The sequence below is a fragment of the Microbacterium sp. sgz311019 genome (assembly GCF_056135325.1).
In genome coordinates, this window is sequence record NZ_JBWAXO010000007.1 from 110,790 (window position 1) to 132,635 (window position 21,846).

Annotated in this window: 24 protein-coding genes and 1 tRNA gene; 17 read left to right on the plus strand and 8 right to left on the minus strand. The window is 70.7% G+C overall.

Annotation, left to right across the window (positions count from 1 at the left end):
* Window positions 1-40: 40 nt before the first annotated feature.
* Window positions 41-1,435: a maltokinase N-terminal cap-like domain-containing protein gene (locus tag AC0NZN_RS12670; protein ID WP_474592666.1), complete on the minus strand. Its 1,395-nt coding sequence runs from the start codon at window positions 1,433-1,435 to the stop codon at window positions 41-43.
* Between the two features lie 128 nt (window positions 1,436-1,563).
* On the opposite strand from AC0NZN_RS12670, the gene AC0NZN_RS12675 reads away from it, so the two are divergent.
* A complete protein-coding gene (locus AC0NZN_RS12675) occupies window positions 1,564-1,878 on the plus strand; it encodes a helix-turn-helix domain-containing protein (RefSeq protein ID WP_474592667.1) in 315 nt (104 codons plus the stop codon).
* Here AC0NZN_RS12675 and AC0NZN_RS12680 read toward each other — a convergent pair.
* Genes AC0NZN_RS12680 through AC0NZN_RS12690 form a run of 3 tightly spaced genes read right to left on the minus strand, consistent with a single transcriptional unit; the run spans window position 1,875 to window position 3,650 of the window.
* The gene (locus AC0NZN_RS12680) at window positions 1,875-2,081 is read right to left on the minus strand and encodes a hypothetical protein (protein ID WP_474592668.1); all 207 of its coding nucleotides are present in this window, start codon (window positions 2,079-2,081) and stop codon (window positions 1,875-1,877) included. The genes AC0NZN_RS12675 and AC0NZN_RS12680 overlap by 4 nt on opposite strands.
* Window positions 2,082-2,095: 14 nt before the next feature.
* Window positions 2,096-2,920, minus strand: coding sequence for a hypothetical protein (locus AC0NZN_RS12685; protein WP_474592669.1), 825 nt, complete (start codon window positions 2,918-2,920; stop codon window positions 2,096-2,098).
* 37 nt (window positions 2,921-2,957) lie between these two features.
* Window positions 2,958-3,650, minus strand: coding sequence for a phosphocholine cytidylyltransferase family protein (locus tag AC0NZN_RS12690; RefSeq protein WP_474592670.1), 693 nt, complete (start codon window positions 3,648-3,650; stop codon window positions 2,958-2,960).
* A 299-nt stretch (window positions 3,651-3,949) separates the two neighbouring features.
* On the opposite strand from AC0NZN_RS12690, the gene AC0NZN_RS12695 reads away from it, so the two are divergent.
* The 3 genes from AC0NZN_RS12695 (at window position 3,950) to AC0NZN_RS12705 (ending at window position 7,068) form a co-directional block, all read left to right on the plus strand.
* On the plus strand, window positions 3,950-5,185 hold the full coding sequence (locus tag AC0NZN_RS12695; protein ID WP_474592671.1) for an ABC transporter ATP-binding protein: 1,236 nt from the start codon (window positions 3,950-3,952) through the stop codon (window positions 5,183-5,185).
* Window positions 5,186-5,196: 11 nt separating this feature from the next.
* On the plus strand, window positions 5,197-6,729 hold the full coding sequence (locus AC0NZN_RS12700; RefSeq protein ID WP_474592672.1) for a hypothetical protein: 1,533 nt from the start codon (window positions 5,197-5,199) through the stop codon (window positions 6,727-6,729).
* A 72-nt stretch (window positions 6,730-6,801) separates the two neighbouring features.
* A complete protein-coding gene (locus tag AC0NZN_RS12705) occupies window positions 6,802-7,068 on the plus strand; it encodes a DUF3039 domain-containing protein (RefSeq protein ID WP_320941129.1) in 267 nt (88 codons plus the stop codon).
* Window positions 7,069-7,073: 5 nt separating this feature from the next.
* Here AC0NZN_RS12705 and AC0NZN_RS12710 read toward each other — a convergent pair whose 3' ends face one another.
* On the minus strand, window positions 7,074-8,411 hold the full coding sequence (locus AC0NZN_RS12710) for a nicotinate phosphoribosyltransferase (protein ID WP_474592673.1): 1,338 nt from the start codon (window positions 8,409-8,411) through the stop codon (window positions 7,074-7,076).
* 39 nt (window positions 8,412-8,450) lie between these two features.
* Here AC0NZN_RS12710 and murI point away from each other — a divergent pair, with 39 nt between their 5' ends.
* The 4 genes from murI (at window position 8,451) to AC0NZN_RS12730 (ending at window position 11,623) form a co-directional block, all read left to right on the plus strand.
* Entirely contained in the window at window positions 8,451-9,296 is an 846-nt protein-coding gene (murI, locus tag AC0NZN_RS12715; RefSeq protein ID WP_474592674.1) for a glutamate racemase, read from the plus strand.
* Between the two features lie 3 nt (window positions 9,297-9,299).
* On the plus strand, window positions 9,300-10,040 hold the full coding sequence (gene rph / locus AC0NZN_RS12720; RefSeq protein WP_474592675.1) for a ribonuclease PH: 741 nt from the start codon (window positions 9,300-9,302) through the stop codon (window positions 10,038-10,040).
* Window positions 10,037-10,618, plus strand: coding sequence for an RdgB/HAM1 family non-canonical purine NTP pyrophosphatase (gene rdgB / locus AC0NZN_RS12725; protein WP_474592676.1), 582 nt, complete (start codon window positions 10,037-10,039; stop codon window positions 10,616-10,618). The genes rph and rdgB overlap by 4 nt, the downstream gene beginning before the upstream one ends.
* 90 nt (window positions 10,619-10,708) lie before the next feature.
* On the plus strand, window positions 10,709-11,623 hold the full coding sequence (locus AC0NZN_RS12730; RefSeq protein ID WP_474592677.1) for a cation diffusion facilitator family transporter: 915 nt from the start codon (window positions 10,709-10,711) through the stop codon (window positions 11,621-11,623).
* Here AC0NZN_RS12730 and AC0NZN_RS12735 read toward each other — a convergent pair.
* Window positions 11,620-14,019, minus strand: a complete 2,400-nt coding sequence (locus AC0NZN_RS12735) for an ATP-dependent DNA ligase (protein ID WP_474592678.1) — start codon at window positions 14,017-14,019, stop codon at window positions 11,620-11,622. The genes AC0NZN_RS12730 and AC0NZN_RS12735 overlap by 4 nt on opposite strands.
* A gap of 61 nt (window positions 14,020-14,080) precedes the next feature.
* Between AC0NZN_RS12735 and ku the strand changes: the two genes are divergently transcribed.
* Window positions 14,081-14,887, plus strand: a complete 807-nt coding sequence (gene ku, locus AC0NZN_RS12740; protein WP_474592679.1) for a non-homologous end joining protein Ku — start codon at window positions 14,081-14,083, stop codon at window positions 14,885-14,887.
* A 3-nt stretch (window positions 14,888-14,890) separates the two neighbouring features.
* Here ku and AC0NZN_RS12745 read toward each other — a convergent pair whose 3' ends face one another.
* Together AC0NZN_RS12745 and AC0NZN_RS12750 are read right to left on the minus strand one after the other, a co-directional pair.
* Complete coding sequence (locus AC0NZN_RS12745) at window positions 14,891-15,688, minus strand: DedA family protein (RefSeq protein WP_474592680.1); 798 nt, start codon at window positions 15,686-15,688, stop codon at window positions 14,891-14,893.
* 57 nt (window positions 15,689-15,745) lie between these two features.
* Window positions 15,746-15,827: transfer RNA gene (locus AC0NZN_RS12750), tRNA-Leu, on the minus strand.
* Window positions 15,828-15,952: 125 nt separating this feature from the next.
* On the opposite strand from AC0NZN_RS12750, the gene AC0NZN_RS12755 reads away from it, so the two are divergent.
* The 8 genes from AC0NZN_RS12755 (at window position 15,953) to AC0NZN_RS12790 (ending at window position 21,804) form a co-directional block, all read left to right on the plus strand.
* Window positions 15,953-17,260: an alpha/beta hydrolase gene (locus AC0NZN_RS12755; RefSeq protein WP_474592681.1), complete on the plus strand. Its 1,308-nt coding sequence runs from the start codon at window positions 15,953-15,955 to the stop codon at window positions 17,258-17,260.
* 67 nt (window positions 17,261-17,327) lie between these two features.
* Window positions 17,328-18,476: a CpaF family protein gene (locus AC0NZN_RS12760; protein ID WP_474592682.1), complete on the plus strand. Its 1,149-nt coding sequence runs from the start codon at window positions 17,328-17,330 to the stop codon at window positions 18,474-18,476.
* Window positions 18,473-19,339, plus strand: coding sequence for a type II secretion system F family protein (locus AC0NZN_RS12765; RefSeq protein ID WP_474592683.1), 867 nt, complete (start codon window positions 18,473-18,475; stop codon window positions 19,337-19,339). Before AC0NZN_RS12760 ends, AC0NZN_RS12765 begins: the two co-directional genes overlap by 4 nt.
* Window positions 19,336-20,268 (plus strand): type II secretion system F family protein, encoded by a 933-nt coding sequence (locus AC0NZN_RS12770; protein ID WP_474592684.1) that lies wholly within the window; start codon window positions 19,336-19,338, stop codon window positions 20,266-20,268. Before AC0NZN_RS12765 ends, AC0NZN_RS12770 begins: the two co-directional genes overlap by 4 nt.
* Before the next feature lie 16 nt (window positions 20,269-20,284).
* Window positions 20,285-20,476, plus strand: a complete 192-nt coding sequence (locus AC0NZN_RS12775) for a hypothetical protein (RefSeq protein WP_474592685.1) — start codon at window positions 20,285-20,287, stop codon at window positions 20,474-20,476.
* Between the two features lie 50 nt (window positions 20,477-20,526).
* A complete protein-coding gene (locus AC0NZN_RS12780; RefSeq protein ID WP_474592686.1) occupies window positions 20,527-20,907 on the plus strand; it encodes a TadE/TadG family type IV pilus assembly protein in 381 nt (126 codons plus the stop codon).
* Window positions 20,882-21,364: a TadE/TadG family type IV pilus assembly protein gene (locus AC0NZN_RS12785; RefSeq protein ID WP_474592687.1), complete on the plus strand. Its 483-nt coding sequence runs from the start codon at window positions 20,882-20,884 to the stop codon at window positions 21,362-21,364. Before AC0NZN_RS12780 ends, AC0NZN_RS12785 begins: the two co-directional genes overlap by 26 nt.
* Window positions 21,361-21,804 carry a pilus assembly protein TadG-related protein gene (locus AC0NZN_RS12790; RefSeq protein WP_474592688.1) on the plus strand — a complete coding sequence of 148 codons (444 nt, stop codon included), beginning with the start codon at window positions 21,361-21,363 and terminating at the stop codon, window positions 21,802-21,804. Before AC0NZN_RS12785 ends, AC0NZN_RS12790 begins: the two co-directional genes overlap by 4 nt.
* Window positions 21,805-21,846: the final 42 nt, after the last annotated feature.

Here is a 21,846-nt window from a genome sequence, read left to right on the forward strand (position 1 = left end):
GGCATCCTTTCGCCCTCGTTCGCCGATCTGCACCCGTCGATCATGCCATGTACGGTCGCGCGACCCCTGACAGGCGATCGACGGCGCGCAGGGGGATGTCGATCCACGTCGGCCTGTTGCGGGCCTCGTAGATCGCCTCGTACACGGCCTTGTCGAGCTCGAGCGCGTGCAGGAGCGGTGTGCAGGCGGCGCGATCGAGGCCGGAGGCGGTCGCGTAACCGTCGAGGTACGCCTCGCGCGCGGCGGCCGCCCAGTCGGCCGCCGCGCCGGCGGACGCGGGGAACTCCAGGGCCACCGAGCCGGCGACGTAGTCGAACGAGCGCAGCATGCCTGCGACGTCGCGCAGGGCCAGGTCCGGAAGCAGACGCTCGGCCATGGGCCGCATCGGCTCGCCCTCGAAGTCGAGGAGGACCCAGCCGCGATCGGGCACCAGCACCACCTGGCCGAGGTGATAGTCGCCGTGGATCCGCTGCAGCGGCGGGAACACCGCATCCCGGCCCTCCGCGTAGATCTTCTCGATCGCCTCGCGACGCGCCGCCAGCTGGGGCACCTCTGCAATCGCGATGGCGAGCCGTCGGCTCCAGGCTCCGCAGATCGCCTCGTGCTCCTCGGGACCGGCGACTTGCTCGGGCAGCTCGCGCGCGAGCGTCACATGGACCTCCGCCGTCGCGGCACCGAGGTCGCGGGCGCGGTCCGTGAAGTCGTCGCCCGCGGCAGCGGCGCGCAGGGCGACCCGCCAGGCGTCCTCCACGCCGGGGAGGAACTCCTGCGCGAAGGCGAGGGATGCGTCCGTTCCCGCCCCGCGATCGGTCCAGGATGCCTGGATCCAGCCGACCGGCCGGGGAACCCGTCGTGATCCGGCAGCAGCGAGAGCCGTCTCGAGCTCGATGTCGGGATTGAGGCCCGGCTGGAGCTGCCGGTACACCTTGCAGATGATCGGGATGCCGCCGTCGGCGTACACGAGAGAGCTGTTGGACTGCTCGCCGGCGAGGACGGTCGCGTGTGCGGACGGCGCGATGGCGGATGCCGTGCTCTCGTCCAGCGCGGTGGAGCCTGTTGCGGCGACGCCGTCGGAGCGGACGAGGCCGCCGCGTGTCGTCAGTCGCAGCAGCGCACGCGTATAGGCCGGGTCATGGATGCCGTCGATGAGGACCGTCCCCTCGCCGACAGACCCGATCGAATAGGCCTCCAGCTCGCGCGGCGCGGGTGCGGGGCGCTCGACGATCGGAATCTGGTACAGCACGGCGGGCGCAGAGCCTTCGTCGGCGACCAGCAGCGTGCGCACGCGGGCACCCTGAGGGGACCGGTTCCCCGCGGGCTCGTCAGCCTCGAGGTCGAGGTCTCCGACGAGACGGAGGAGGGGCGTCCTGCCCTTGGCCGCGTACCAGCGCTGTCGCGGCATCCACGCGGCCAGACACGCCAGCGTGCTGTCCATGGCATCGAGGCTATTGCCTGCAGTGACAACGGTGCAAGCGCTTGCAGGGCGTGTTTCCGGTGAGACGCAGAACCGCCCGCCGCATTCATGCCTGCGGCATTCGTGCGTTCACCCCATAATCAGAGACCATGAGAGAAGCGCGGTCACCTGCATCCGCACAGCTCGGGGAGTCGATCCGCGATCTGCGGCACAAGACGACGATGAGCCGGCGCACTCTGGCCGAGCTCGCCGACATGGACATCTCGCACATCGCCCGTCTCGAAAGCGGCATCGGCAATCCGACGATGTTCGCGCTGATACAGCTCGCCACCGTATTCGGCGTATCGCCGGCCTATTTCGTCGAAGGACTCACGGCCGCAGATCTTCCCGACCACATCAGACCGCTGTCGCAGACCGATGTCGTGCGCGAACTGCGCCGCCGCGAGGAGCTCGACTCGGTCTAAGCGCGGTCTTCTTGCTCATCGGTCGATGCGGGCAGGGCCGGGGGCAGTGCCACGGAGACCGATGCCGAGCCGTCGCCGAGGTCCGTGGGCGACGGCGGGGGAGCCGCATCCAGCCGCTCGACTCCGTCCTCCGGAGAGAGCGGCTCGGCGGGCAGCACGGCCCACGTCTGCAGCTTCTCGTAGCGCTCGGTGAACTGACCCATGCCTCCATTGTCCGTCAACGGCGGCGCAGCGGCAGCCTCACCGGAAGGGAGGGCAGCCGTCGGCCGGTGCGCTGATTCCGCGCGTCGGCGAGGTCGGCTGGCAGCTCGAGCGGCGCCGGCCCGAAGGCGCGACGCGCCGAGACCACGACCCGGCGTCCGAGGATGCCGTTGCCTGCGCCGCCGATCACGGCGCCGATGCCGAAGGGCAGTGCTTTGCCGATCCAGGAGGCGCCGGCGCGCGCCGCGAAGTGCTTGACGAACATCGACGTCAACTGATCGACGGCGGGTCCGACCGCTGCGCGCGGAAGCGTCTTGGTGACCATGTCGCCCCAGTAGGACGCTCGGGCCGGGCCCGTGCCGGCCGCCTGTCCGGCCAACTGCGTCACCAGGTTCACACCTTCCTCGCCGAGCAGCATCGTGAGCACGAGTGCCCGGGCGCGATCGGGATTCGAGATCTCGATGCCGTGCACCTCGGCGAGCGACTGCGCGAAGAGGGCGGTGGTCTCCAGGAACCCGACCGTCTCGACACCGCTGAGTGCGAGGGTGACCCCCGTTCCGATGCCCGGCACGACGGCGGTGGCGCCGACCGCGGCCCCGCCGCTCGTAACGGCGGCGATGTATCGCGTCTCCAGGATTCGGGCGAGCTCGGCGGGTCCGGCATCCGGGTGCCGTCGGATCACACCGCGCAGATGCGCGAGCACGACCGGCCGCTGGAGCGCGAGAACGCGATCCAGCGCGCGGATGCTCAGCGGGTGCTCGTCAGAGCCCTGGGGCGGCAGTCCGCCCTGCCAGGGCGAGCCGTCCGGCAGCGAATGGATGCGGTGAACCTTGCGGGCCATCGCTCCGATCCTACGAACGCCACCTGGGCGTCAGCCGTCAGACGAAGAGGTTCGCGCGCTCGAGGTCCTCGGCGAAGTCCACCTCGACCGCGTACAGGTCCGAGATGTCGAGCGGACGCAGCAGCACCTGGTCCTCGTCGATCGCGAGCTCGAGGCCGCGCTCGAAGTAGTCCTGGTCGTCGACACGGCCGAGCTGACGGATGAACGCGCGCTTGTCGGCCGCCGAGATGTAGTTGATGCCGACGGCCTCGCCGACACCACCGCGCACCGTCTTCGACAGCTCCCGGATGAAGCCCTCGGGCGTGACGGTGTACTTGACCTCTTCGTCGCTGACCTTCGCCGTGTTGACGGTGACGAACGACTGTTCGCGCTCGATGAGCGCGATGGCACGGCCGAGCACGCGCGGGTCGAAGACGACGTCGCCGTTCATCCACAGCACTCCGCTGCGCCCCGTGGCGTTCAGCGCGCGGAGCAGGCTCTTGGACGTGTTGGTCTGGTCGTAGCGGTCGTTGTAGACGTAGTCGACATCGGGGAAGGCCTCGACGATGGTCTCGGCGCGGTAGCCGACCACGGTCGTGATGCGCGCCTCGTCGCCGAATGCGGCACGGATGTTGTCGTGCTGCTGGCGCATGATGCTGCGACCATCGTTGAGCTCGGTCAGAGGCTTGGGGAGGCTGCGCCCCAGACGCGAACCCATACCGGCCGCGAGGATGACGGTCTGCAGTGTCAAGATTGTGCTCCTGGAGTGAGTGTCTTCATCGATGGTTCACCGACGCGACACTCCTTCGTGCCCGCACCAGGCTACCGAAACCGCCTGATAGACCGCACAATGTTCACCCGACGTTGCCGATTCGTGATCTTTTCGCGGATTTGACGTCCGTCGCCGTGGCAGGCGGTCGCCGAGCAGGCGGTTGATAGCGTTGGCGGGTGACTGCCGTGCCGGAAAGAGCGCCGGAGCCGCGTCCGGAGTCGTCGGGCGACGGCCCCTCGCCGCGGCCCGCGAAGCCCCGCAAGCCCAGACAGCCCACCGTGCCGAAGGCATCAGCCCCCGGTGCCGGGGTGCCGCGCACGCCGCCGAAGCCGAAGCTGTCGGCGGCGGCGGCCGCCGCTCTGCCGCCGAGGCCTCCGCTGCCGATCGACGACGCCCCCACGACGGTTCCCGTGAACAGCGAAGAGGTCGACACGATGGATGCTCCGATCTCGACGCCGGTCGAACCGGCAGATCCTCCCGCCCCTGCCGCGCCGGCAGAGACCGAGCCGCAGACGGCGGAGTCGGAGCCGCAGACGGCGGAGTCCGAGCCGCAGACGGCGGAGCCGGAGCCGGACCCGGAGCCGGAGCCGGTGCCGCAGCCCGCCGGCGCGGGGGACGTCGCCCCGGTCGCGGACCCCGAGACCCGGCCGCACGCGGCCGAGGAGCCCGATCGGGTGCCTGCGCTGGTCGCCGTCGCCCACGATGTCGAGATGGTGCCGGCGGACGCGACGGTCCATCAGGGGGAGCTGGCATCCACCGCCGCTGTCGCCGTATCGGGCCTCACGAAGACGTTCGGTCAGACGAAGGCCGTCGACGGCGTGGTCCTATCGGTTCCCGCGGGATCCTTCTACGGAGTCGTCGGTCCGAACGGCGCCGGCAAGACCACCATGCTGTCGATGATCGCCGGGCTCATCCGGCCGAGCGCAGGCTCCGTGCGGATCAACGGCGTGGACGCGGTCGCGCATCCGCGGGAGGCGAAGCGGATGCTCGGCGTCCTGCCCGACCGCATGCGCACGTTCGACCGGCTCACCGGGCGCCAGCTGCTGTACTACTTCGGCGTGCTGCGCGAGCTGAAGCCCGCGGTCGCCGAGAGCCGCACGGCGGACCTCGCGCGTGCCTTCGATCTGACGGATGCGCTCTCGCGCCCCGTGTCCGACTACTCGGCCGGCATGCGCAAGAAAGTGCTGCTGGCGGGAGCACTCATCCACTCGCCACGCGTCCTCGTGCTCGACGAGCCGTTCGAGGCCGTCGACCCGGTCTCCAGTGCCGTCATCCTCGACGTGCTCGACACGTATGTCTCGCACGGCGGCACCGTGCTGCTGTCGAGTCACGGCATGCAGCTCGTCGAGCGGGTGTGCGACCGTGTCGCGGTGCTCGTGGCAGGCACGGTGCTCGCAGAGGGCACGGTCGCAGAGGTGCGCGGCGAGAGCACGCTCGAGGAGCGTTTCCTGCAGCTTTCCGGCGGTCTCAGCGACGTGGAAGGACTGGAGTGGCTGCACGCATTCTCCGACTGAGACTCGCCCTGATGGCTGGCGCGTTCCGCGGACCGCGCCGGCACAGCGTCCGCGCGTGGCTCGGTGCGGCGGCACTGGCGGCGGTCGTCGTCGCGGCGGGAGGGATGCTGCTGACCCTGCGCAGCGCATCCGACGATGCCGCGCGCGTTGTCACCGTGCTCGGCGGCGCCGCTCTCACCGCCAGCTTCTTCCTGGCCCCTCTCATCTCGGGCGTCGAGGACCAGGTGGATCCGCGCCGATTCGCGATCTTCGGGATGCGGGCCCCCGCCCTGGCCCTGGCCACTGCGGCCGCCGGGCTGGTGAGCATCCCGGTTCTCGCCGCGATCGCTCTTGGAGCCTGTCTCGTCGCCGTCTGGGCGGCGCACGGCGTGTCGGTGATCGTCGGCGTCATCGCGGTGATCCTCGGCGTCCTGATCTGCTCGCTGCTTGCGAGAGTCGGCCTGGCGACGGCGGCTCTCGTGCTGCGCGATCGTCGCTCCCGTGAGCTGTCCGGGGCGTTCGCCATCCTCGTCATCGTCGTGGCGGTGCCGGCGAGCGTCTTCCTCGCCTCGCTGGAGTGGGGCGGCGAGGTGCCGACCCAGCTGATGCAGGCGGCATCCGTCCTCGCCCACACGCCCCTCGGCGCCGCGTGGGCGATCCCGGCGCTCGTGCCCGGCGCGGGCGCGGACCTTTTTTGGGCGGTCGTCATCGCGCTCGCCACACTGGTCGCGCTGGCGGCGCTCTGGCTGTGGCTCGTCGGCCACATGATCAGCACGGCCGAACGCCCTGTCGCCGTGCGCGAGCGCGGCGGACTCGGCTGGTTCGCCGTGGCACCCGGCACCCCGGGCGGAGCGATCGCGGCGCGCAGCCTCGTCTACTGGCTGCACGACCCCCGCTACGTCGCCAACATCGTCATCGTCCCGGTCGCCGCAGTCCTCGCGGTCATCCCGCCGCTCATCGCCGGAGTGCCGCTCGAAGTCGCCGTGCTCGTGCCGCTGCCGATCCTCGCGCTCTTCTTCGGCTGGCTGCCGCACGACGATCTCGCCTACGACTCGACCGCGCTCTGGGTGCACATCGCGAGCGGTGTACGGGGCACGGCGGACCGGATCGGGCGGATCATCCCTGTGATGCTCATCGGCATCCCGATCCTCGCCATCGCCCTCCCGATCGCGATCTCGATCCACGGGCGCTGGGCGGCGCTGCCCGCGATGGTCGGGGCGTGCGCATCGCTGTTCCTCAGCGGTCTCGGGCTCTCCAGCATCGCCTCCGTCGTGGCGCCGTACGCGGTCTCGCACCCCGGGGACAGCCCGTTCCGGCAGCCGCAGCGCAGCGGATCGCACGCCGGCACAGCCCAGGCGCTCGTGCTGATCGGGTCGCTGGTCGTGAGTGCGCCGGCGCTGTGGTGGGGGTGGCTGGCCATCACCGGCCGAGTGGAGTTCTCCGCCGCAGCGCTGTGGGGCGGCCTCGCGATCGGTCTCGTCGTGCTCGTCGCCGGGGTCGCGATCGGCGCCTCCGCATTCTCGCGCCGCACCGGCCGACTCATGGAGTTCGCCGAGTCGACCTGACGCGGTCTGCCGCTGCCGGTGCGGTTCGCCGTATCCATCCCGCCGCAGGATGCCCGCGGTTAGACTCGGGGGATGAGCACACCGCTGGACAGCCCGGATCAGGGAGGGCTCGCCGTCCTCGACCGTGAGCTCGAAGAGCTCCTGCGCGAGGAGCACATCGAGCCGGGCGACCACGAGCGGTTCTCTCATTACGTGCGCAAGGAGAAGATCCTCGAGTCGGCCCTCACCGGCAAGCCCGTGAAGGCCCTCTGCGGCAAGAAATGGACGCCGGGCCGTGACCCGGAGAAGTTCCCGGTCTGCCCGACCTGCAAGGAGATCTACGAGTCGCTGATGGGCTGACGCCCTCAGTCGAGGTCGACCCACACCGTCGGGATCGCAGGGTCCGACCTGCTCAGTGCGCGCGCTCGGACCGGCAGTTCCTCGCGCACCGCGGCATGATGCGTCCGCGCCGCGGCGACGCCGCTCGCCCCTTCGAACGCCGTGACGATGTCGCCCTCCTCGACGAGCACCGTCTGGAGGGCACGCGCATCGTCGTGCGCCGCCGGTGCCTGCTCGAAGCCGTCGGCGACGACGATCGTCTCACTCGTCGCCGTCCCGCCGTCGAGAGTGCGGAACGCGGACTTGCGGCCGCCCTTGGAGACCTTCTCTGCGGAGGCCTTCGCCACGGGGACCCACGAGCCGGCGGCATCCTGTCGCGCCACGAGCTTGTAAACGAGACCCGCGGTCGGAGTGCCCGACCCGGTCACGACCGAGGTTCCCACTCCGTAGGCGTCGACGGGGGATGCCGCCAGAGCCGCGATCGAGTACTCGTCGAGGTCGCTCGTCACGGTGATGCGGGTGCCGGTCGCGCCGAGCCCGTCGAGCTGGGCGCGCACCTCGGACGCGACGATGGGCAGGTCTCCGGAGTCGATGCGGACGCCGCCGAGGCCCGTCCCCGCCACACGGATCGCCGTTTCCACGCCGTGGCGGATGTCGTACGTGTCGATGAGGAGCGTCGTGTCGAGTCCGAGGGCGTCGATCTGCGCGCGGAAGGCCTTCTCCTCGCTGTCGTGCAGAAGGGTCCACGCGTGCGCCGCGGTGCCCATCGTGGGGATGCCCCACCGACGCCCTGCCTCCAGGTTGCTCGTCGCACCGAAACCCGCGATGTACGCCGCACGCGCCGCCGCGACGGCCGAGTGCTCGCCGGCGCGCCGTGAGCCCATCTCCGCGAGCGGCCGATCGCCCGCGGCGATGCTCATGCGGGCCGCCGCGGTGGCCACGGCAGAGTCGTGGTTGAGCACGCTGAGGGCCAGCGTCTCCAGGACGACCGCCTCGGCGAACGTGCCCTCCACCGTCAGGATGGGGGACCCGGGGAAATAGAGCTCGCCCTCCCGGTAGCCGGTGATCGTGCCGGTGAACCGCCAGTTCGCGAGGTACGCCAGGGTCGCGGCATCCACCGCTCGCGCATCGCGAAGGAACCGCAGCTCGTCGTCGCCGAAGCGGAAGTCCCGCAGCAGCGACAGCAGACGGCCGCTGCCCGCGACGACCCCGAACCGACGCCCGCCGGACAGTCGTCGGGTGAACAGATCGAAGACGCACCGACGGGATGCGGTGCCGTCATGCAGGGCGGCCTCGAGCATGGTCAGCTCGTACCGGTCCGTGAGCAGCGCGGTGGACGCGGGCGAGTCGCGGGTGGCACTCATGCGCGTAGCCTAGCCAGGCCGCCGGTAGGCTGGTCCATCGTGAATGACGCGCCCATCGGAATCTTCGACTCCGGAGTGGGCGGGCTCACGGTGGCCCGGGCGGTGTCGTCCCTGCTGCCTCGGGAGTCGGTCCGGTACATCGGCGACACGGCGCATTCTCCCTACGGTCCGAAGCCGATCGCGGACGTCCGCCGGTACGCGCTCGAGGTGCTGGATGCGCTGGTCGACGAGGGCGTGAAGATGCTCGTCATCGCCTGCAACACGGCATCCGCCGCCATGCTCCGCGATGCCCGCGAGCGCTACGACGTGCCCGTCGTGGAGGTGATCGGCCCGGCCGTCCGCACGGCCATGTCGACGACCCGCACCGGGCGCATCGGGGTCATCGGCACGGCCGGGACCATCTCGTCCGGGGCCTACCAGGACATGCTGGAGGTCAACGAGCGCCTGACCGTCTTCGCTCAGGCGTGCCCCCGCTTCGTGGAGTTCGTCGAGGACGGCGTCACAGACTCGCCGGAGGTGCTCGCCGTAGCGGAGGGGTATCTCGCACCGCTGCGCAGCGCCGGGGTCGACACGCTCGTGCTGGGCTGCACGCACTATCCGTTCCTCGAGGGCGCGATCAGCTACGTCATGGGGCCTGATGTGTCGCTCGTCTCGAGCGACACGGAGACCGCGAAGGACGTCTACCGTCAGCTGGTCTCCCGCGACCTGCTCGCGGGACCGGATGCGGTGGCCTCCCACGTCTACGAGGCCACGGGCGACAGCGCCGCGGACTTCATCCGTCTCGCGCACCGGCTGATGGGCCGTGAGGTGCGCGATGTCACGCTGGTGCACACCGGCGCCATCGATCTGCCGAGGGCCCGTGCGGCCACCCACCAGGAGGACTGACCTTTGACCGACATCGTCCGCGCCGACGGCCGCGCCGTCGACCAGCTCCGGCCCGTCACGATCGAGCGCGGCTGGAGCAAGCAGGCCGAGGGCTCTGCGCTCATCTCGTTCGGCGACACCCGCGTGCTGTGCACCGCGTCGTTCACGAACGGGGTGCCGCGGTGGCTCACGGGCAAGGGCCGCGGCTGGGTCACCGCCGAGTACGCGATGCTGCCCCGCTCCACCAACGACCGGAATGACCGCGAGTCGGTGAAGGGCCGCATCGGCGGTCGCACGCACGAGATCTCCCGGCTCATCGGCCGCGCGCTGCGCGCGGTCGTGGACACCAAGGCGCTCGGCGAGAACACGATCGTCATCGATTGCGACGTGCTGCAGGCGGACGGCGGCACGCGCACCGCCGCGATCACCGGCGCCTACGTGGCGCTCTCAGACGCCATCGCGTGGGGTCGCGAGAAGAAGTTCATCGGCCAGAAGTCGCAGGTGCTGTTCGACTCGGTGTCTGCCATCTCGGTGGGCATCATCGACAGCACCCCGATGCTGGACCTCGCATACGTCGAGGATGTGCGCGCCGAGACCGACATGAACGTCGTCGTCACCGGGCGCGGTCTTTTCGTCGAGGTGCAGGGCACCGCCGAGGGGGCACCCTTCGACAAGCGCGAGCTCGACCAGCTGCTCGAGCTCGGCGTCGACGGGTGCGGCCAGCTGCGCGACCTGCAGACCGCCGCACTCGAGGCCGAACGATGAGGGTCGTCCTGGCCACCCACAACCCGCACAAGGTCGAAGAGTTCGCCGCGATCGTCGAGGCCACGCGACCGGACCTGGAACTCGTCGGCTACGACGGACCCGAGCCGGTCGAAGACGGCGTCACCTTCGCCGAGAACGCCCTCATCAAGGCCCGCGCCGCGGCCCAGCACACGGGTGCACCCGCCTTCGCCGACGATTCGGGTGTGAGCGTCGCGGTGCTCGGCGGCGCGCCGGGCATCTTCTCGGCGTACTGGGCCGGGCACGCGAAGGACCCGGTCGCGAACCGGCGGCTGCTGCTCGACCAGATCTCCGACATCGCCGACCCGCATCGCACGGCGCGGTTCGTCTCGGTGATCGCGCTCGTGACCCCCGAGGGCGTGGAGCGCGTCGTCGAGGGCATCTGGCCGGGCCGGATCGCCACGGAGGAGCGGGGCGAGGGCGGCTTCGGCTACGACCCCGTCTTCATCCCGGACGGTCAGAGCAGGACCGTGGGGGAGTGGACGGATGCCGAGAAGGCCGCGCAGTCGCACCGGGCCCGCGCGTTCGCGGCTCTGGCCCCCCTGCTCGCGGAGCTCTGAGCCGACCCGCACAGGCCACTGAGAGCGACTCTCATTCCCGACTGCGCCGATTCGCGGACGCGAGGGGATGCCGCGTCCTACCCTGGACGCATGCACGACCACGCTCCGTCCGAGGGGATCCGCGGCGCTTCCAACCGGAGGCTGCTCGCACTCTCGCTCGGCATCACGAGCGTGGTCATGGTCGTTCAGATCATCGGATCGATCCTGTCGGGTTCGCTCGCACTCCTCGCGGACGCCGCCCACATGTTCACCGACTCGGCGGCGCTCATCGTGGCCCTCATCGCCAGCTTCGTCGCAGCCCGTCCGGCCAACGAGCGCCGCACCTTCGGGTATCAGCGCGCGGAGGTGTTCGGGGCGCTCATCAACGGCATCATCCTCATCGTTCTGTCGGTCTGGATCGCGATCGAGGCCGTCCTGCGGCTGCTGCATCCCGCCGACGTGGAGGTGGCGGCCACGCCGATGCTCGTCGTCGCGATCGTCGGCCTGTCCGCGAACGCGCTCGCGATGTGGCTGCTGTCGGCGGCGCAGAGGCGCAGCATCAACGTTCGCGGCGCATACCTCGAGGTCATGGGCGACCTCATCGGCTCCGCCGCCGTCATCCTTGCCGCCGTCATCATCATGGTGACCGGGTGGGTGCCCGCCGACGCCATCGCGTCGCTGTTCATCGCCGCGATGATCATCCCGCGCGCGATCGGTCTGCTGCGCGAAGTGGGATCGGTGTTCGCCGAGTCGGCGCCCAAAGGCGTGCACGTGAAAGAGATCCGCGACCACATCCTGGCGACGCCGGGGGTCGTGGACGCGCACGACGTCCACGTGTGGCAGCTGACCCGCGGCGCACCCGTCTTCACGGCGCACGTCGTGGTCGAGGACGACGCGCTGCGCGACGGGCGTGCGGGCGACATCCTCACACGCCTGCAGTCCTGCCTGTCGTCGCACTTCGACGTGGAGCACTCGACATTCCAGCTGGAGCCCGCCGGGCACATCGAGCACGAGGCCCACACCTAGGCGGGAGTCCCATCCTCTCGGACGACCTCGGCGGGCGACTTGTCGGGGCGCAGGCCCCGCCAGCGCGAGTGGCGGAGGATGCCGCCGGGCGTGAGCTCCGCGTACTCGACCTCTCCGACCAGCTCCGGGCGCACCCACAGCGCATCCGACGCATCCGCCGCGGGGACGCTCACGAACGGCGAGGCGTCGGTGCGCAGCGGCGCGAGCAGAGACTGCAGGTGCTCGATGTCGCGCTCGGTGAACCCGGTGCCCACACGTCCGGCGTAGCGCAGACCGGCCGCTCCGGGAATGCCGAGGAGGAGGGACGCGATCGGGCGGCGTCCGGGCCGGATACCGCCGATCACCACCTCCTGGGTGTGCGTGTGCTTGACCTTGAGCCATTCCTCGCCGCGGGATCCGCTGCGGTAGCGCGACCGCGGGTCCTTGACGACGACCCCCTCGAGCCCGAGCGCGCGGCTCGCAGACAGCGCCGCGTCGAGGTCGTCGAAGACGGGCGGGATCACGACGGGAGGGTGAGCGGGGATCTGCTCCAGGATGCCGCGGCGCTGCGACAGCGGGAGGTCCGTGGCATCCGCCCCCGCCCACGAGAGGACGTCGAACAGGAACCACTGCACCGGCGTGCGCGGAGCCTCGCGCGCGATCTCCGAGGAGCGGGTGAGGTTCATGCGCGACTGCAGCCGGGTGAAGCTGGGCCGGCCCGTCGCGTCGAGGGCCACGATCTCGCCGTCGAGGACGGCTGGAACCGGTCCGAGGTCAAGGCTGCCGCCGGTGAGCTCGGGGTACTTCTCCGTGATGTCGGCGCCGCTCCGGGCGCGCAGGCGCAGGCGCTCGCCATCCCAGAACCCGATTGCGCGGATGCCGTCCCACTTTGCCTCGATCCAGGGCTTCGTGTCACCCCAGCGGCGGACGGCGTTCCGGGCCTGGGCGGGGGTCGCCGCCGTCGCCAGCATGGGCGCGATCGCGGGGGCCGCGGGCGATCGCGGGGTGCGCTCAGCACGTTCGGCGAGGCTCGAGGCGGGACGGTGCATGGGTTCGCCCTCGAGCGCCATGCGGTGCAGCAGCCACGTCGACTTCTCTCCCTCGCCGCCCGTGCGGATGAGGGCGATGCGGGCGCGCCCGCCGAGAGGACCGCCCGGTCGACCTTCGAGGGTCGCGATGACCTCGCTGTCGCGCCATTTCTCGAGCTCGTACACGCCCTCGTCCCAGATCGTCACGCTGCCCGCGCCGTACTCGCCGTGCGGGATCTCGCCCTCGAACGCGCCGTAGTCGAGCGGGTGGTCCTCGGTCATGACCGCCAGGCTGTTGCGCGCGCCATCCGGCGGCACGCCCTTGGGCACCGCCCAGCTGACGAGCACTCCGTCGCGCTCGAGCCGGAAGTCCCAGTGCAGGCGCCGCGCGTGATGCTCCTGGATCACGAACCGCGGCAGTCCTCCGATGGCGGCGGGTGCGGCCAGAGGGCTGTCGGGAACGGGCTCCGGCGTCCGGTCGGCGCTGCGCTTGTCGATATAGGCCTGCAGGGGTGCGCCGGCGTCCGGCGGCGCGCTCGCCGCCCGCTCGAGGACTTCCTCGAAGGTGAGGTGGCGAAGGGCGGGGTCGTCGAGCTCCGCCCAGGTGCGCGGTGCGGCGACCGTGGGATGCGGGCGCCCGCGCAAAGAGTAGGGGGCGATCGTCGTCTTCGAGCCGTTGTTCTGGCTCCAGTCGAGGAACACGCGCCCGGGACGGATCGACTTCGCCATCTGGCTCACGACGAGGGTGGGGTCGTCGGCCTCGAGGGCCCTGGCGAGCTCCCGCGCCACCGCGGAGACCTCGTCGCTGCTCTGCCTTCCCGGCAGCGCGGCGTACAGGTGGATGCCCTTGCTCCCACTCGTGACCGGGATCGGGTCGAGCCCCATGTCCTGAAGGATGCCGCGAGCCCGGCGCGCGACCTCCGCGCACTCCACGAGACCGACGCCAGGTCCCGGATCGAGGTCCAGCACCATTCTGTCCGGGTTCGATCTGCCGCCGTGGGCGTCGAAGCGCCACTGCGGCACGTGGATCTCCAGGCTCGCCACCTGGGCGAGATAGACGAGGGATGCCACGTCATTCACCACCGGGTAGTCCTTCGCCCCGCTCGAGTGGTCGATGGGGAACCGCGCGAGCCAGCTCGGCGCACCGCCCTCGAGGTCCTTCGCGAAGAACCAGTCGCCCGGATGCTCCTCGGTGCCGACCCCGTCGGGCCAGCGCTTTCGCGTGACCGGTCGCCCGGCGATCCACGGCAGCATCGCCGGGGCGATGCGCGCGTAGTAGTCGATGACCTCGCCCTTGGTCGTCCCGGTGTCGGGGTAGAGCACCTTGTCGAGGTTCGAGATGCGCAGACGACGGCCACCGATCCGCACCACCTGGTCAGCCCCGGGCATGCGCCAAGGCTAGCCGGGCGCGGGGTAGCCGTGGCAGGTGCGACAGGTGTCTACTGGAGTGATGAGAGCCATCTGGAAGGGTGCACTGACGTTCGGACTCGTGAACGTCCCGGTGAAGGTGTACTCCGCCACCGAGGATCACGACCTCTCCCTCCATCAGGTCCACAACAAGGATGGCGGCCGCATCCGCTATCAGAGGATCTGCGAGATCGACGGTGAGATCGTGCCGTACGCCGACATCGACAAGGCCTACGACGACGGCGAGCGCACGGTCGTGATCACCGCGGAGGACGTCGCATCCCTTCCCGCGGAGCGGAGCCGCGAGATCGAGGTCGTGGAGTTCGTGCCGACGGAGCAGATCGACCCGCTGCTCTTCGACAAGGCCTACTACCTCGAGCCCGACTCGATGTCGCCGAAGGCGTACGTGCTGCTGCGCGAGACGCTGCAGAACACCGATCGGACCGCGATCGTCCGCTTCTCGCTCAGGCAGAAGACCCGGCTCGCGGCGCTGCGGGTGCGCGGCGACGTGCTCGTGCTGCAGACGCTGCTGTGGTCGGACGAGGTGCGCGAGGCGGCCTTCCCGGCCTTGGATGCGCCGGTCAAGATCTCCGACAAGGAGCTCGAGCTGTCGGCATCCCTCGTCGACGGCTTCGCCGCGGACTTCGAGCCGAGCGCATTCGTCGACGAGTACCAGCAGGAGCTGCGCACGCTGGTGCAGGCCAAGCTGGAGAAGGGCGAGGCCTTCGACACCGCGGACATGTTCGGCGAGACTGCCGAAGAGGGCACCGGAGGAGAGGTCATCGACCTCATGGATGCGCTGCGCGCGAGCGTCGAGCGCAACCGCGCGAAGCGCGCCTCGGGGGAGTAGGCGTCAGCCCGCGGGCTCGTCGTTCTCGTGCTCCATGGCGGCGCGGTGCGAGCGACGCGTGTGCGGCGCGAACACGTCGTCGGGAAGCGTGAGGTCGACGTGCTCGGCAGGCGTCTCGCCGCTCTCCGCGGCGACGGCCTCGCGACGCGCCTTCGCGCGCTCGCGGAGGTAGTGGTAGGCCGTCACGGCGATCGTCAGCACGACGACCCCGAGGAGGATCACGTCGATGTACTTCGTCACGATGTCCGCGACCCACGGGATGAACCCGATCGCGTAGCCGAGCAGCGTGATCCCGAATCCCCAGAGCACCGCCCCGATGAGGTTGTACAGCGTGTAGCGGCGCCAGGGCATGTGCCCGACGCCCGCGACGATCGGCGCGAAGGTGCGCACCACCGGCACGAAGCGCGCCAGGACGATCGTCATGCCGCCGTAGCGCTCGAAGAACGCGTTCGTGCGCTCCACGTTCTTGCGGCTGAACAGACCAGAGTCCTTGCGCTCGAAGATCGCCGGGCCGCCCTTGTGCCCGATGAGGTATCCCGCCTCGCCGCCGATGAAGGCGGCGATGGCGATCGCCAGCGCGACGAACCACACGTTCACGCCGAACACGCCGTTCGGGTAGGCCTCCGTCGAGTGCGAGAGCAGACCTGAGATCAGGAGCAGCGTGTCGCCGGGGAAGAGGAAGCCGATGAGCAGGCCCGTCTCGGCGAAGACGATGCCGCAGACGACGAGCAGCGCCCAGGGTCCGGCGGCGTGGATGATCCCTTGGGGGTCGAGCCAGGGGATGAGTGCGGCAGCGTGCACGGAGTTCCCGTCGATTGTGTCGATTGAGTCACGTCGTCGCGCGAAGAGGATGACGCGTGCGGAAGGTGGGACTTGAACCCACACGCCCGGAGGCACAGGAACCTAAATCCTGCGTGTCTGCCAGTTTCACCACTCCCGCGCTCTGGCAATTCTACTGAGCGACCTGTGCGCGATGTGTGCGCGGCTCGGCGATCTCACGGCTCTCACGCAGACTCGCGAAAGTGCCCGCGAATACAGTGAACCGACCCCAACAGGCGAGGACTGATGAACGCGATTCTGACTGCTCAGGTGCTCGACGGTCCCGTTCCCGTCGTGCTCTACGTCGCCGCGCTGGTGCTCGCCGTCTACCTCCTGGTCCGTCGGCCGGGTCGAGGCCGGCTCCTCGCCTCGGCGATCGGCATCCTCGTGGGCACGCTCGTCGCGATCGTCGTCTACGTCGTGTCGAACGTCACGAACGCGTTCGGCGAGCAGCTGCAGATCGAGATCCTCTGGTGGGCCGTGGCGGCGTTCGGCGGGGTGGGTCTGGCGCTCGCGAACCTGTGGCGCTCGCGCTGGTGGCGCAAGACCATCGCGGTGCTGAGCATCCCCGTCTTCATCGCGGCGGGTGCCGTGGGCATCAATGCCGTGTTCGGCCTCAATGCGACCGTCGCCGACATGCTCGGGATCTCGGTGCGGCACCCGATCGCCCTTCCGAAGCCGTCGCCGACCTCCACCGACCAGCCGGCGTGGACGCCCGGCGACGGCTCGCTGTACCAGGCATGGCGGCCCCCGGCGAACATGCCGCATCTCGGTCAGCAGGGGACGGTCACGATCCCCGCGACCGTCTCCGGCTTCCAGGCCCGTCCGGCAGGCCTGTATCTCCCGCCCGCCGCGCTGGTGAAGGATGCGCCGCAGCTGCCGCTCGTGATCCTCATGATGGGCTACCCGGGCAACCCCAGCCCGGCGCGCGTCGCCTCCGTGGTGGACCAGTACCAGCTGAAGCATCAGGGCCTCGCACCGATCGTGCTGGTCGCCGACCAGATCGGCACGCGGGGCGACCCGACGTGCGCGGACTCCAAGATGTACGGCAACGCGCAGACCTACATCACGAAGGATGTCGTGGCGTGGGCGGCGACCCACCTCCACGTGATCCAGGACCCGAAGTACTGGGCGATCATGGGCTACTCCAACGGCGGGGGCTGCGCCATCAAGTACGGCGCGCTGATGCCGAAGACGTTCGGCACGATCGTCGACATCTCGGGTGAGCCGTTCCCCGGCTCCGTGCATCCGCCGCTGGCCCTCGCCCGCATCTTCCAAGGCAATGTGGCCGCGTTCGAGGCGAGCAAGCCGGTCAACATCATGCGCAGGGCCCCCGCGGGAACGTACGACGGCGTCCACGCCGTGTTCACCTACGGCGGCGACGACCACAAGTACGGGCCGGACGCGAAGTTCGTCTCGTCGGTGGCCCGCTCCGTCGGGATGGATGTCACGCTCACGCCGATCCCCGGCGCGACCCATATCGGCCTCGCGTTCACGGGAGGCGTGGCCGCGGGGCTCGACGTCCTCTACCCGCTGTGGGGACTCTCGGCGTAGGCGAGGCCGGGCGCCCGATTGTGGATAACTTTCGGGTCGATTCCCGGAGTCTTGTCATGATGCTCCGGTGACTCTCGCCTTCACGACCGGACCGACGGCATCCGTCGCCGATCGTGTACGCGACCGCCTGCGCGCGGAGCAGACGGACCCCACCCGCGATCCCGACGTCGCGCTGCAGATCGCGTGGGCGGAGGTCCGCCGACACAACGACTTCGCCCTCGCGCGGGGCCTCGCGCCGGTGGACGACGAGCAGGCGTGCGTGCGCGAGGTGCTGGCCGCCGTCGCCGGCTACGGACCGCTGCAGCCGTACCTCGACGATCCGACCGTCGAAGAGCTGTGGATCAACGCGCCCGACCGCATCTTCATCGCGAGGGAGGGCGTGCCCGAGCGGGTGCCGCTGCGGCTGACGGATGCGGCGATCCGGGATCTCGTGGAGCGGATGCTGCAGGCCACCGGCCGTCGCGTCGACTTGAGCCAGCCGTTCGTGGATGCGTCGCTGCCCGACGGGTCGCGTCTTCACGTCGTCATCCCGGACATCACGCGCCGGCACTGGTCGGTCAACATCCGCAAATTCCTGCCGGCCTACCGCGACCTGGATCGGCTCGTCGCGATCGGCTCGCTCCATCCCCGCGCCGCCGGGCTGCTGCGCGACGCGATGGGCGCGGATCGCAGCATCCTCGTCTCCGGCGCCACCCATGCCGGCAAGACGACCCTGCTCGGCGCGCTGGTGGCGGCGGCGCCGGCCTGGCACCGCATCGTGACCGTCGAGGAGACCTTCGAGCTCGCCGTCGATGCGCCCGACCTGGTGGCGATGCAGGGGCGCCAGCCGTCCCTCGAAGGGTCCGGCGAGGTGACCCTTCGCCGCCTCGTGAAGGAGGCGCTGCGCATGCGGCCGGACCGCCTGGTCGTGGGCGAGGTGAGAGACGCGGAGGCCCTCGATCTGCTGCTCGCCCTCAACACCGGCGTCCCCGGCGCGGCCACGATCCACGCCAACTCCGCGCGCGAGGCGCTCGCCAAGCTCGCCGCCCTGCCGCTTCTGGCAGGCCGGAACATCGATTCGGGCTTCGTGCTCCCGGCCGTCGCCACGGGCGTGCATCTCGTCGTCCACTGCGAACGGGATGCGTCCGGCCGGCGCCGTGTCGCGGAGATCGTCGAGCCCACGGGGGTCGACGGCTCGAGCGTCGTTGCCCGCACGCTGTACGAGGCCGCCGCGTGACCGTGCTGTGGGGTGCCGCGCTGGCCGCCGGCATCCTCCTGATTCTGTCGCCGTGGCTCTGGCCCCCACGCGAGGCGGATGCCACGGTGCAGGCCGTCGAGCGCACGGGCGCTCTCGAGCGGCTCGCCGCTGCCGCCGGGCTCCCGCGCCTGACCGGCGCCGGGCTCGTCGGCTCCTGCGCGATCGCGGGCGGGCTGGCCGCTGCCACTGCCTGGCTTGTCACCGGACTCCCGATCCTCGCGCTTCTGGGCGCGATCGTCGGCGCGGCGGCTCCGATCGCCTACCTGCGCGGACGGCGGGCAGCCCGCATGCGGCGGCGGCGGACGCTGTGGCCCGACGTCTGCGATCTCGTCATCGCCTCCGTCCGAGCCGGCATGTCGCTGCCGGATGCGGTGGCGTCGCTCGCCACATCCGCTCCGGAGTCCCTGCGGCCGGCGTTCGCGGGCTTCGCCCGCGACCTGGCAGCCTCCGGTCACTTCGACTCGGGTGCCCGACGGCTGAAGGACCAGCTGGCAGACCCGGTCGGCGACCGCATCGTCGAGACCCTGCGCATGGCGCGGCAGGTCGGGGGGACGGAACTCGTCCCCGTACTGCGCGCGCTCTCGGCGTCGGTGCGGGCGGATGCGGCGCTGCGCGCCGAGGTCGAGTCACGACAATCGTGGATCCGCGGCGCCGCGGTGCTCGGCGTCGTCGCCCCCTGGGTCATCCTCGGCCTCCTCGTGCTGCGGCCCGAGGGTGCCAAGGCCTACGCGACGCCGGAGGGCGTTGCGCTCATCATCGCGGGCGCCTTGACGTCGTTCGTCGCCTACCGCCTGATGCTGCGGATCGGCCGCCTGCCGGAACCGCGGAGGTGGTTCGGGTGACGGGCGTCCTGCCGACCGAGGCGGCCGTCGCGGTGGTGCTCGGCACCGCCCTCGGCCTCGGCGTGTGGTGCGTCCTGACCGTGGTTCCCCGCTGGGGTGCCCCGAGCCTGTCGCGGCGGATCGCGCCCTACATCCGGGACGTCACGGACCCGGTCGGCACGTCGCTCATCGTGCCTGCGCCCTCGGCCGGCCTCCTCGAGCTCTGGCGCGCCCTGCTCGTACGGGCCGGATCGCTGCTGGGCGGCAGCGACGGTGTGGACCGACGGCTCCGGCAGGCGGGGTGGTCGATGGATGGCGCAGCCTTCCGCGGCCGCCAACTCGCCTGGGCCCTGGGCGGCCTGCTCACCGGTGCGCTCGTCGCCGTCGGCCTCGCGGTCATGGGCCGGGCGACACCTGCGGCCGTGCTCCTGGCCCCGGTGCTGGCCGCCATCGGCGTGCTGCTCTGCGACGCTCACCTGTCGCACGCCGCTCGCGCACGGATCAGGCGCATCGAGGACGAGCTGCCGACGGTGCTGGACTTCCTCGCGCTGTGTCTGTCGGCGGGGGAGGGCGTGCTCGACGCGCTGCGCCGCGTGGGCGACATCGGCGCCGGCGAGCTGACCGCTGAGCTGCGGACCACGGTGCTCGCGGTCGGAACCGGCTCCAGTCTCGCCGATGCCCTCTCGGCACTCGCCGCACGGCTCGACGTCCCCGCGCTCACGCGGAGTCTCGATCAGGTCATCGCGGCGCTCGAACGCGGGGCCCCGCTCGCGGGAGTCCTCCAGAGCCAGGCCATCGACGCCCGCGAGGACGCGAAGCGCGGGCTCATCGAGCAGGCGGGAAAGCGCGAGGTCTTCATGCTTATCCCCCTGGTCTTCCTCATCCTTCCCCTGAGCGTCGTCTTCGCGGTGTTTCCGGGGATCTTCATGCTCCGACTCGGAATCGGCTGACCCCGAAAGGACAGAGATGCTCACAGGAACCATCACGCGTGTGCGAGCGGCGCTGCGCGACCTGCACGACGACGAACGAGGCGACGTCCCCGGGTGGGTCCTCGTCACGCTCATGACGGCGGCCCTCGTCCTCGCGATCTGGACGCTGGCCGGACCTGCGCTGTCACAGCTGTTCGAGCAGGCCATCGCGCGCGTGTCGGGAATGTGAGAGCGCCCCATCCTCGCGGCTTCGCACGGATCGCGGCGCATGCGCGGGCCGTGGTCGCCGACGATGCCGGGTCCAGCCCGGTCGAGTTCGTGCTCGTCGGGTCGCTGCTGACGGTGCTCACGCTCGCCGTCCTTCAGCTCGGTCTCGCCGTCTACGTGCGGAATGTCGTGCATGACGCCGCTGTCGAGGGCGCCTATCGGGCAGCCCTCGCCGACACCGCTCTGGGGGAGGGCGCAGAGCGCACCCGCGAGATCGTGGCGCGAGCGGTCGGCGCCGGCTACGCCGAAGACGTCGAGGTCCGTGAGAGCGCCGAGCTCGGGGGGCCGAGCGTCGTCGTGACCGTTCGGGCCCCGCTGCCGCTGGCGGGGCTGCTCGGCATCCCCCGCACGATGGAGGTGACCGCGCATGCTCCGGCAGAGTCGTTCGGCTGAGCCGGGTGATGTCGCCCCCCGCGAGCCCGATGATCGCGGCTCCGCCGCACTCGAGTTCATCTTCGTCGGCCTGCTGATGCTGGTCCCACTCGTCTACATCATCGTCGCTCTGGGACAGATCCAAGGTCAGGCGCTCGGTGTCGAGTCGGGCGCACGGCACATCGCCCGCGCCGTGGCGACGGCGTCCGACGCGGCCGACGCACGTATGCGCGCGGACCTGATCGCGGCGTCGGTCGCGAAGGAATACGGCATGGACCCAGAAGCCGTCGAGGTCTCGATGTCGTGCGCACCCGCGGGTGGGACATGCCCCGAGGCCGGCGCCGTCCTCAGGATCCGCGTCGCCACGCGCGTCACGCTCCCGCTCGCTCCGCCCGTGCTCGGGCTGGACCGGCTGGCCGGCATTCCGGTCGAGGCCACGGCGGTGCAGAAGGTGTCCACCACTTGGATGGGTCGATGATCCGGGCGGCCGTGGCGCGCCTGCGCACGCTGCGCGACGCCGGAGACGACGAGGGCAGCGTGCTCCTGCTCACTCTCGGGTACGCGATGCTGGCGCTCGCGGTGATCTTCGTCTGCGTCGACGCGACATCGCTGTACCTCGCCCAGAAGGACCTGGATGCGCTCGCTGACGCGGCGGCGCTCGCCGGCGCGGACGGCTTCCACCTGCGCGTCGACGCCACCGGCCCGCGGGCGGAGCTCACGAGCGCGGGCGTTCGACAGGCGGCATCGGCCCTGCTGGGCGAAGCGCCGGGAGTCCGCCTCGTGAGCGCCGAGAGCCCCGACGGTGCCGCATCCCGCGTGACCGTCGCATCCATCTGGCACCCGCCCGTGCTCACCGTGTTCGTGCCGCAGGGCTGGGAGCTCGCCGCCACCGCGACGAGCCGCACCGCCTTCCGCTGAGACGGGCGACGACGCGACCGGATGCCCGGCTCACACGGGCAG

Bases quoted from the DNA above. Each gene is read 5' to 3' on its own strand.
- AC0NZN_RS12670 (WP_474592666.1), bottom strand. From the start codon at position 1,435: ATGGACAGCACGCTGGCGTGTCTGGCCGCGTGGATGCCGCGACAGCGC.
- AC0NZN_RS12785 (WP_474592687.1), top strand. From the start codon at position 20,882: ATGCTCCGGCAGAGTCGTTCGGCTGAGCCGGGTGATGTCGCCCCCCGC.
- AC0NZN_RS12700 (WP_474592672.1), top strand. From the start codon at position 5,197: ATGGCTGGCGCGTTCCGCGGACCGCGCCGGCACAGCGTCCGCGCGTGG.
- AC0NZN_RS12680 (WP_474592668.1), bottom strand. From the start codon at position 2,081: ATGGGTCAGTTCACCGAGCGCTACGAGAAGCTGCAGACGTGGGCCGTG.
- AC0NZN_RS12710 (WP_474592673.1), bottom strand. From the start codon at position 8,411: ATGAGTGCCACCCGCGACTCGCCCGCGTCCACCGCGCTGCTCACGGAC.
- AC0NZN_RS12730 (WP_474592677.1), top strand. From the start codon at position 10,709: ATGCACGACCACGCTCCGTCCGAGGGGATCCGCGGCGCTTCCAACCGG.
- AC0NZN_RS12675 (WP_474592667.1), top strand. From the start codon at position 1,564: ATGAGAGAAGCGCGGTCACCTGCATCCGCACAGCTCGGGGAGTCGATC.
- AC0NZN_RS12755 (WP_474592681.1), top strand. From the start codon at position 15,953: ATGAACGCGATTCTGACTGCTCAGGTGCTCGACGGTCCCGTTCCCGTC.
- AC0NZN_RS12685 (WP_474592669.1), bottom strand. From the start codon at position 2,920: ATGGCCCGCAAGGTTCACCGCATCCATTCGCTGCCGGACGGCTCGCCC.
- AC0NZN_RS12775 (WP_474592685.1), top strand. From the start codon at position 20,285: ATGCTCACAGGAACCATCACGCGTGTGCGAGCGGCGCTGCGCGACCTG.
- rdgB (WP_474592676.1), top strand. From the start codon at position 10,037: ATGAGGGTCGTCCTGGCCACCCACAACCCGCACAAGGTCGAAGAGTTC.
- ku (WP_474592679.1), top strand. From the start codon at position 14,081: ATGAGAGCCATCTGGAAGGGTGCACTGACGTTCGGACTCGTGAACGTC.
- AC0NZN_RS12790 (WP_474592688.1), top strand. From the start codon at position 21,361: ATGATCCGGGCGGCCGTGGCGCGCCTGCGCACGCTGCGCGACGCCGGA.
- AC0NZN_RS12735 (WP_474592678.1), bottom strand. From the start codon at position 14,019: ATGCCCGGGGCTGACCAGGTGGTGCGGATCGGTGGCCGTCGTCTGCGC.
- AC0NZN_RS12705 (WP_320941129.1), top strand. From the start codon at position 6,802: ATGAGCACACCGCTGGACAGCCCGGATCAGGGAGGGCTCGCCGTCCTC.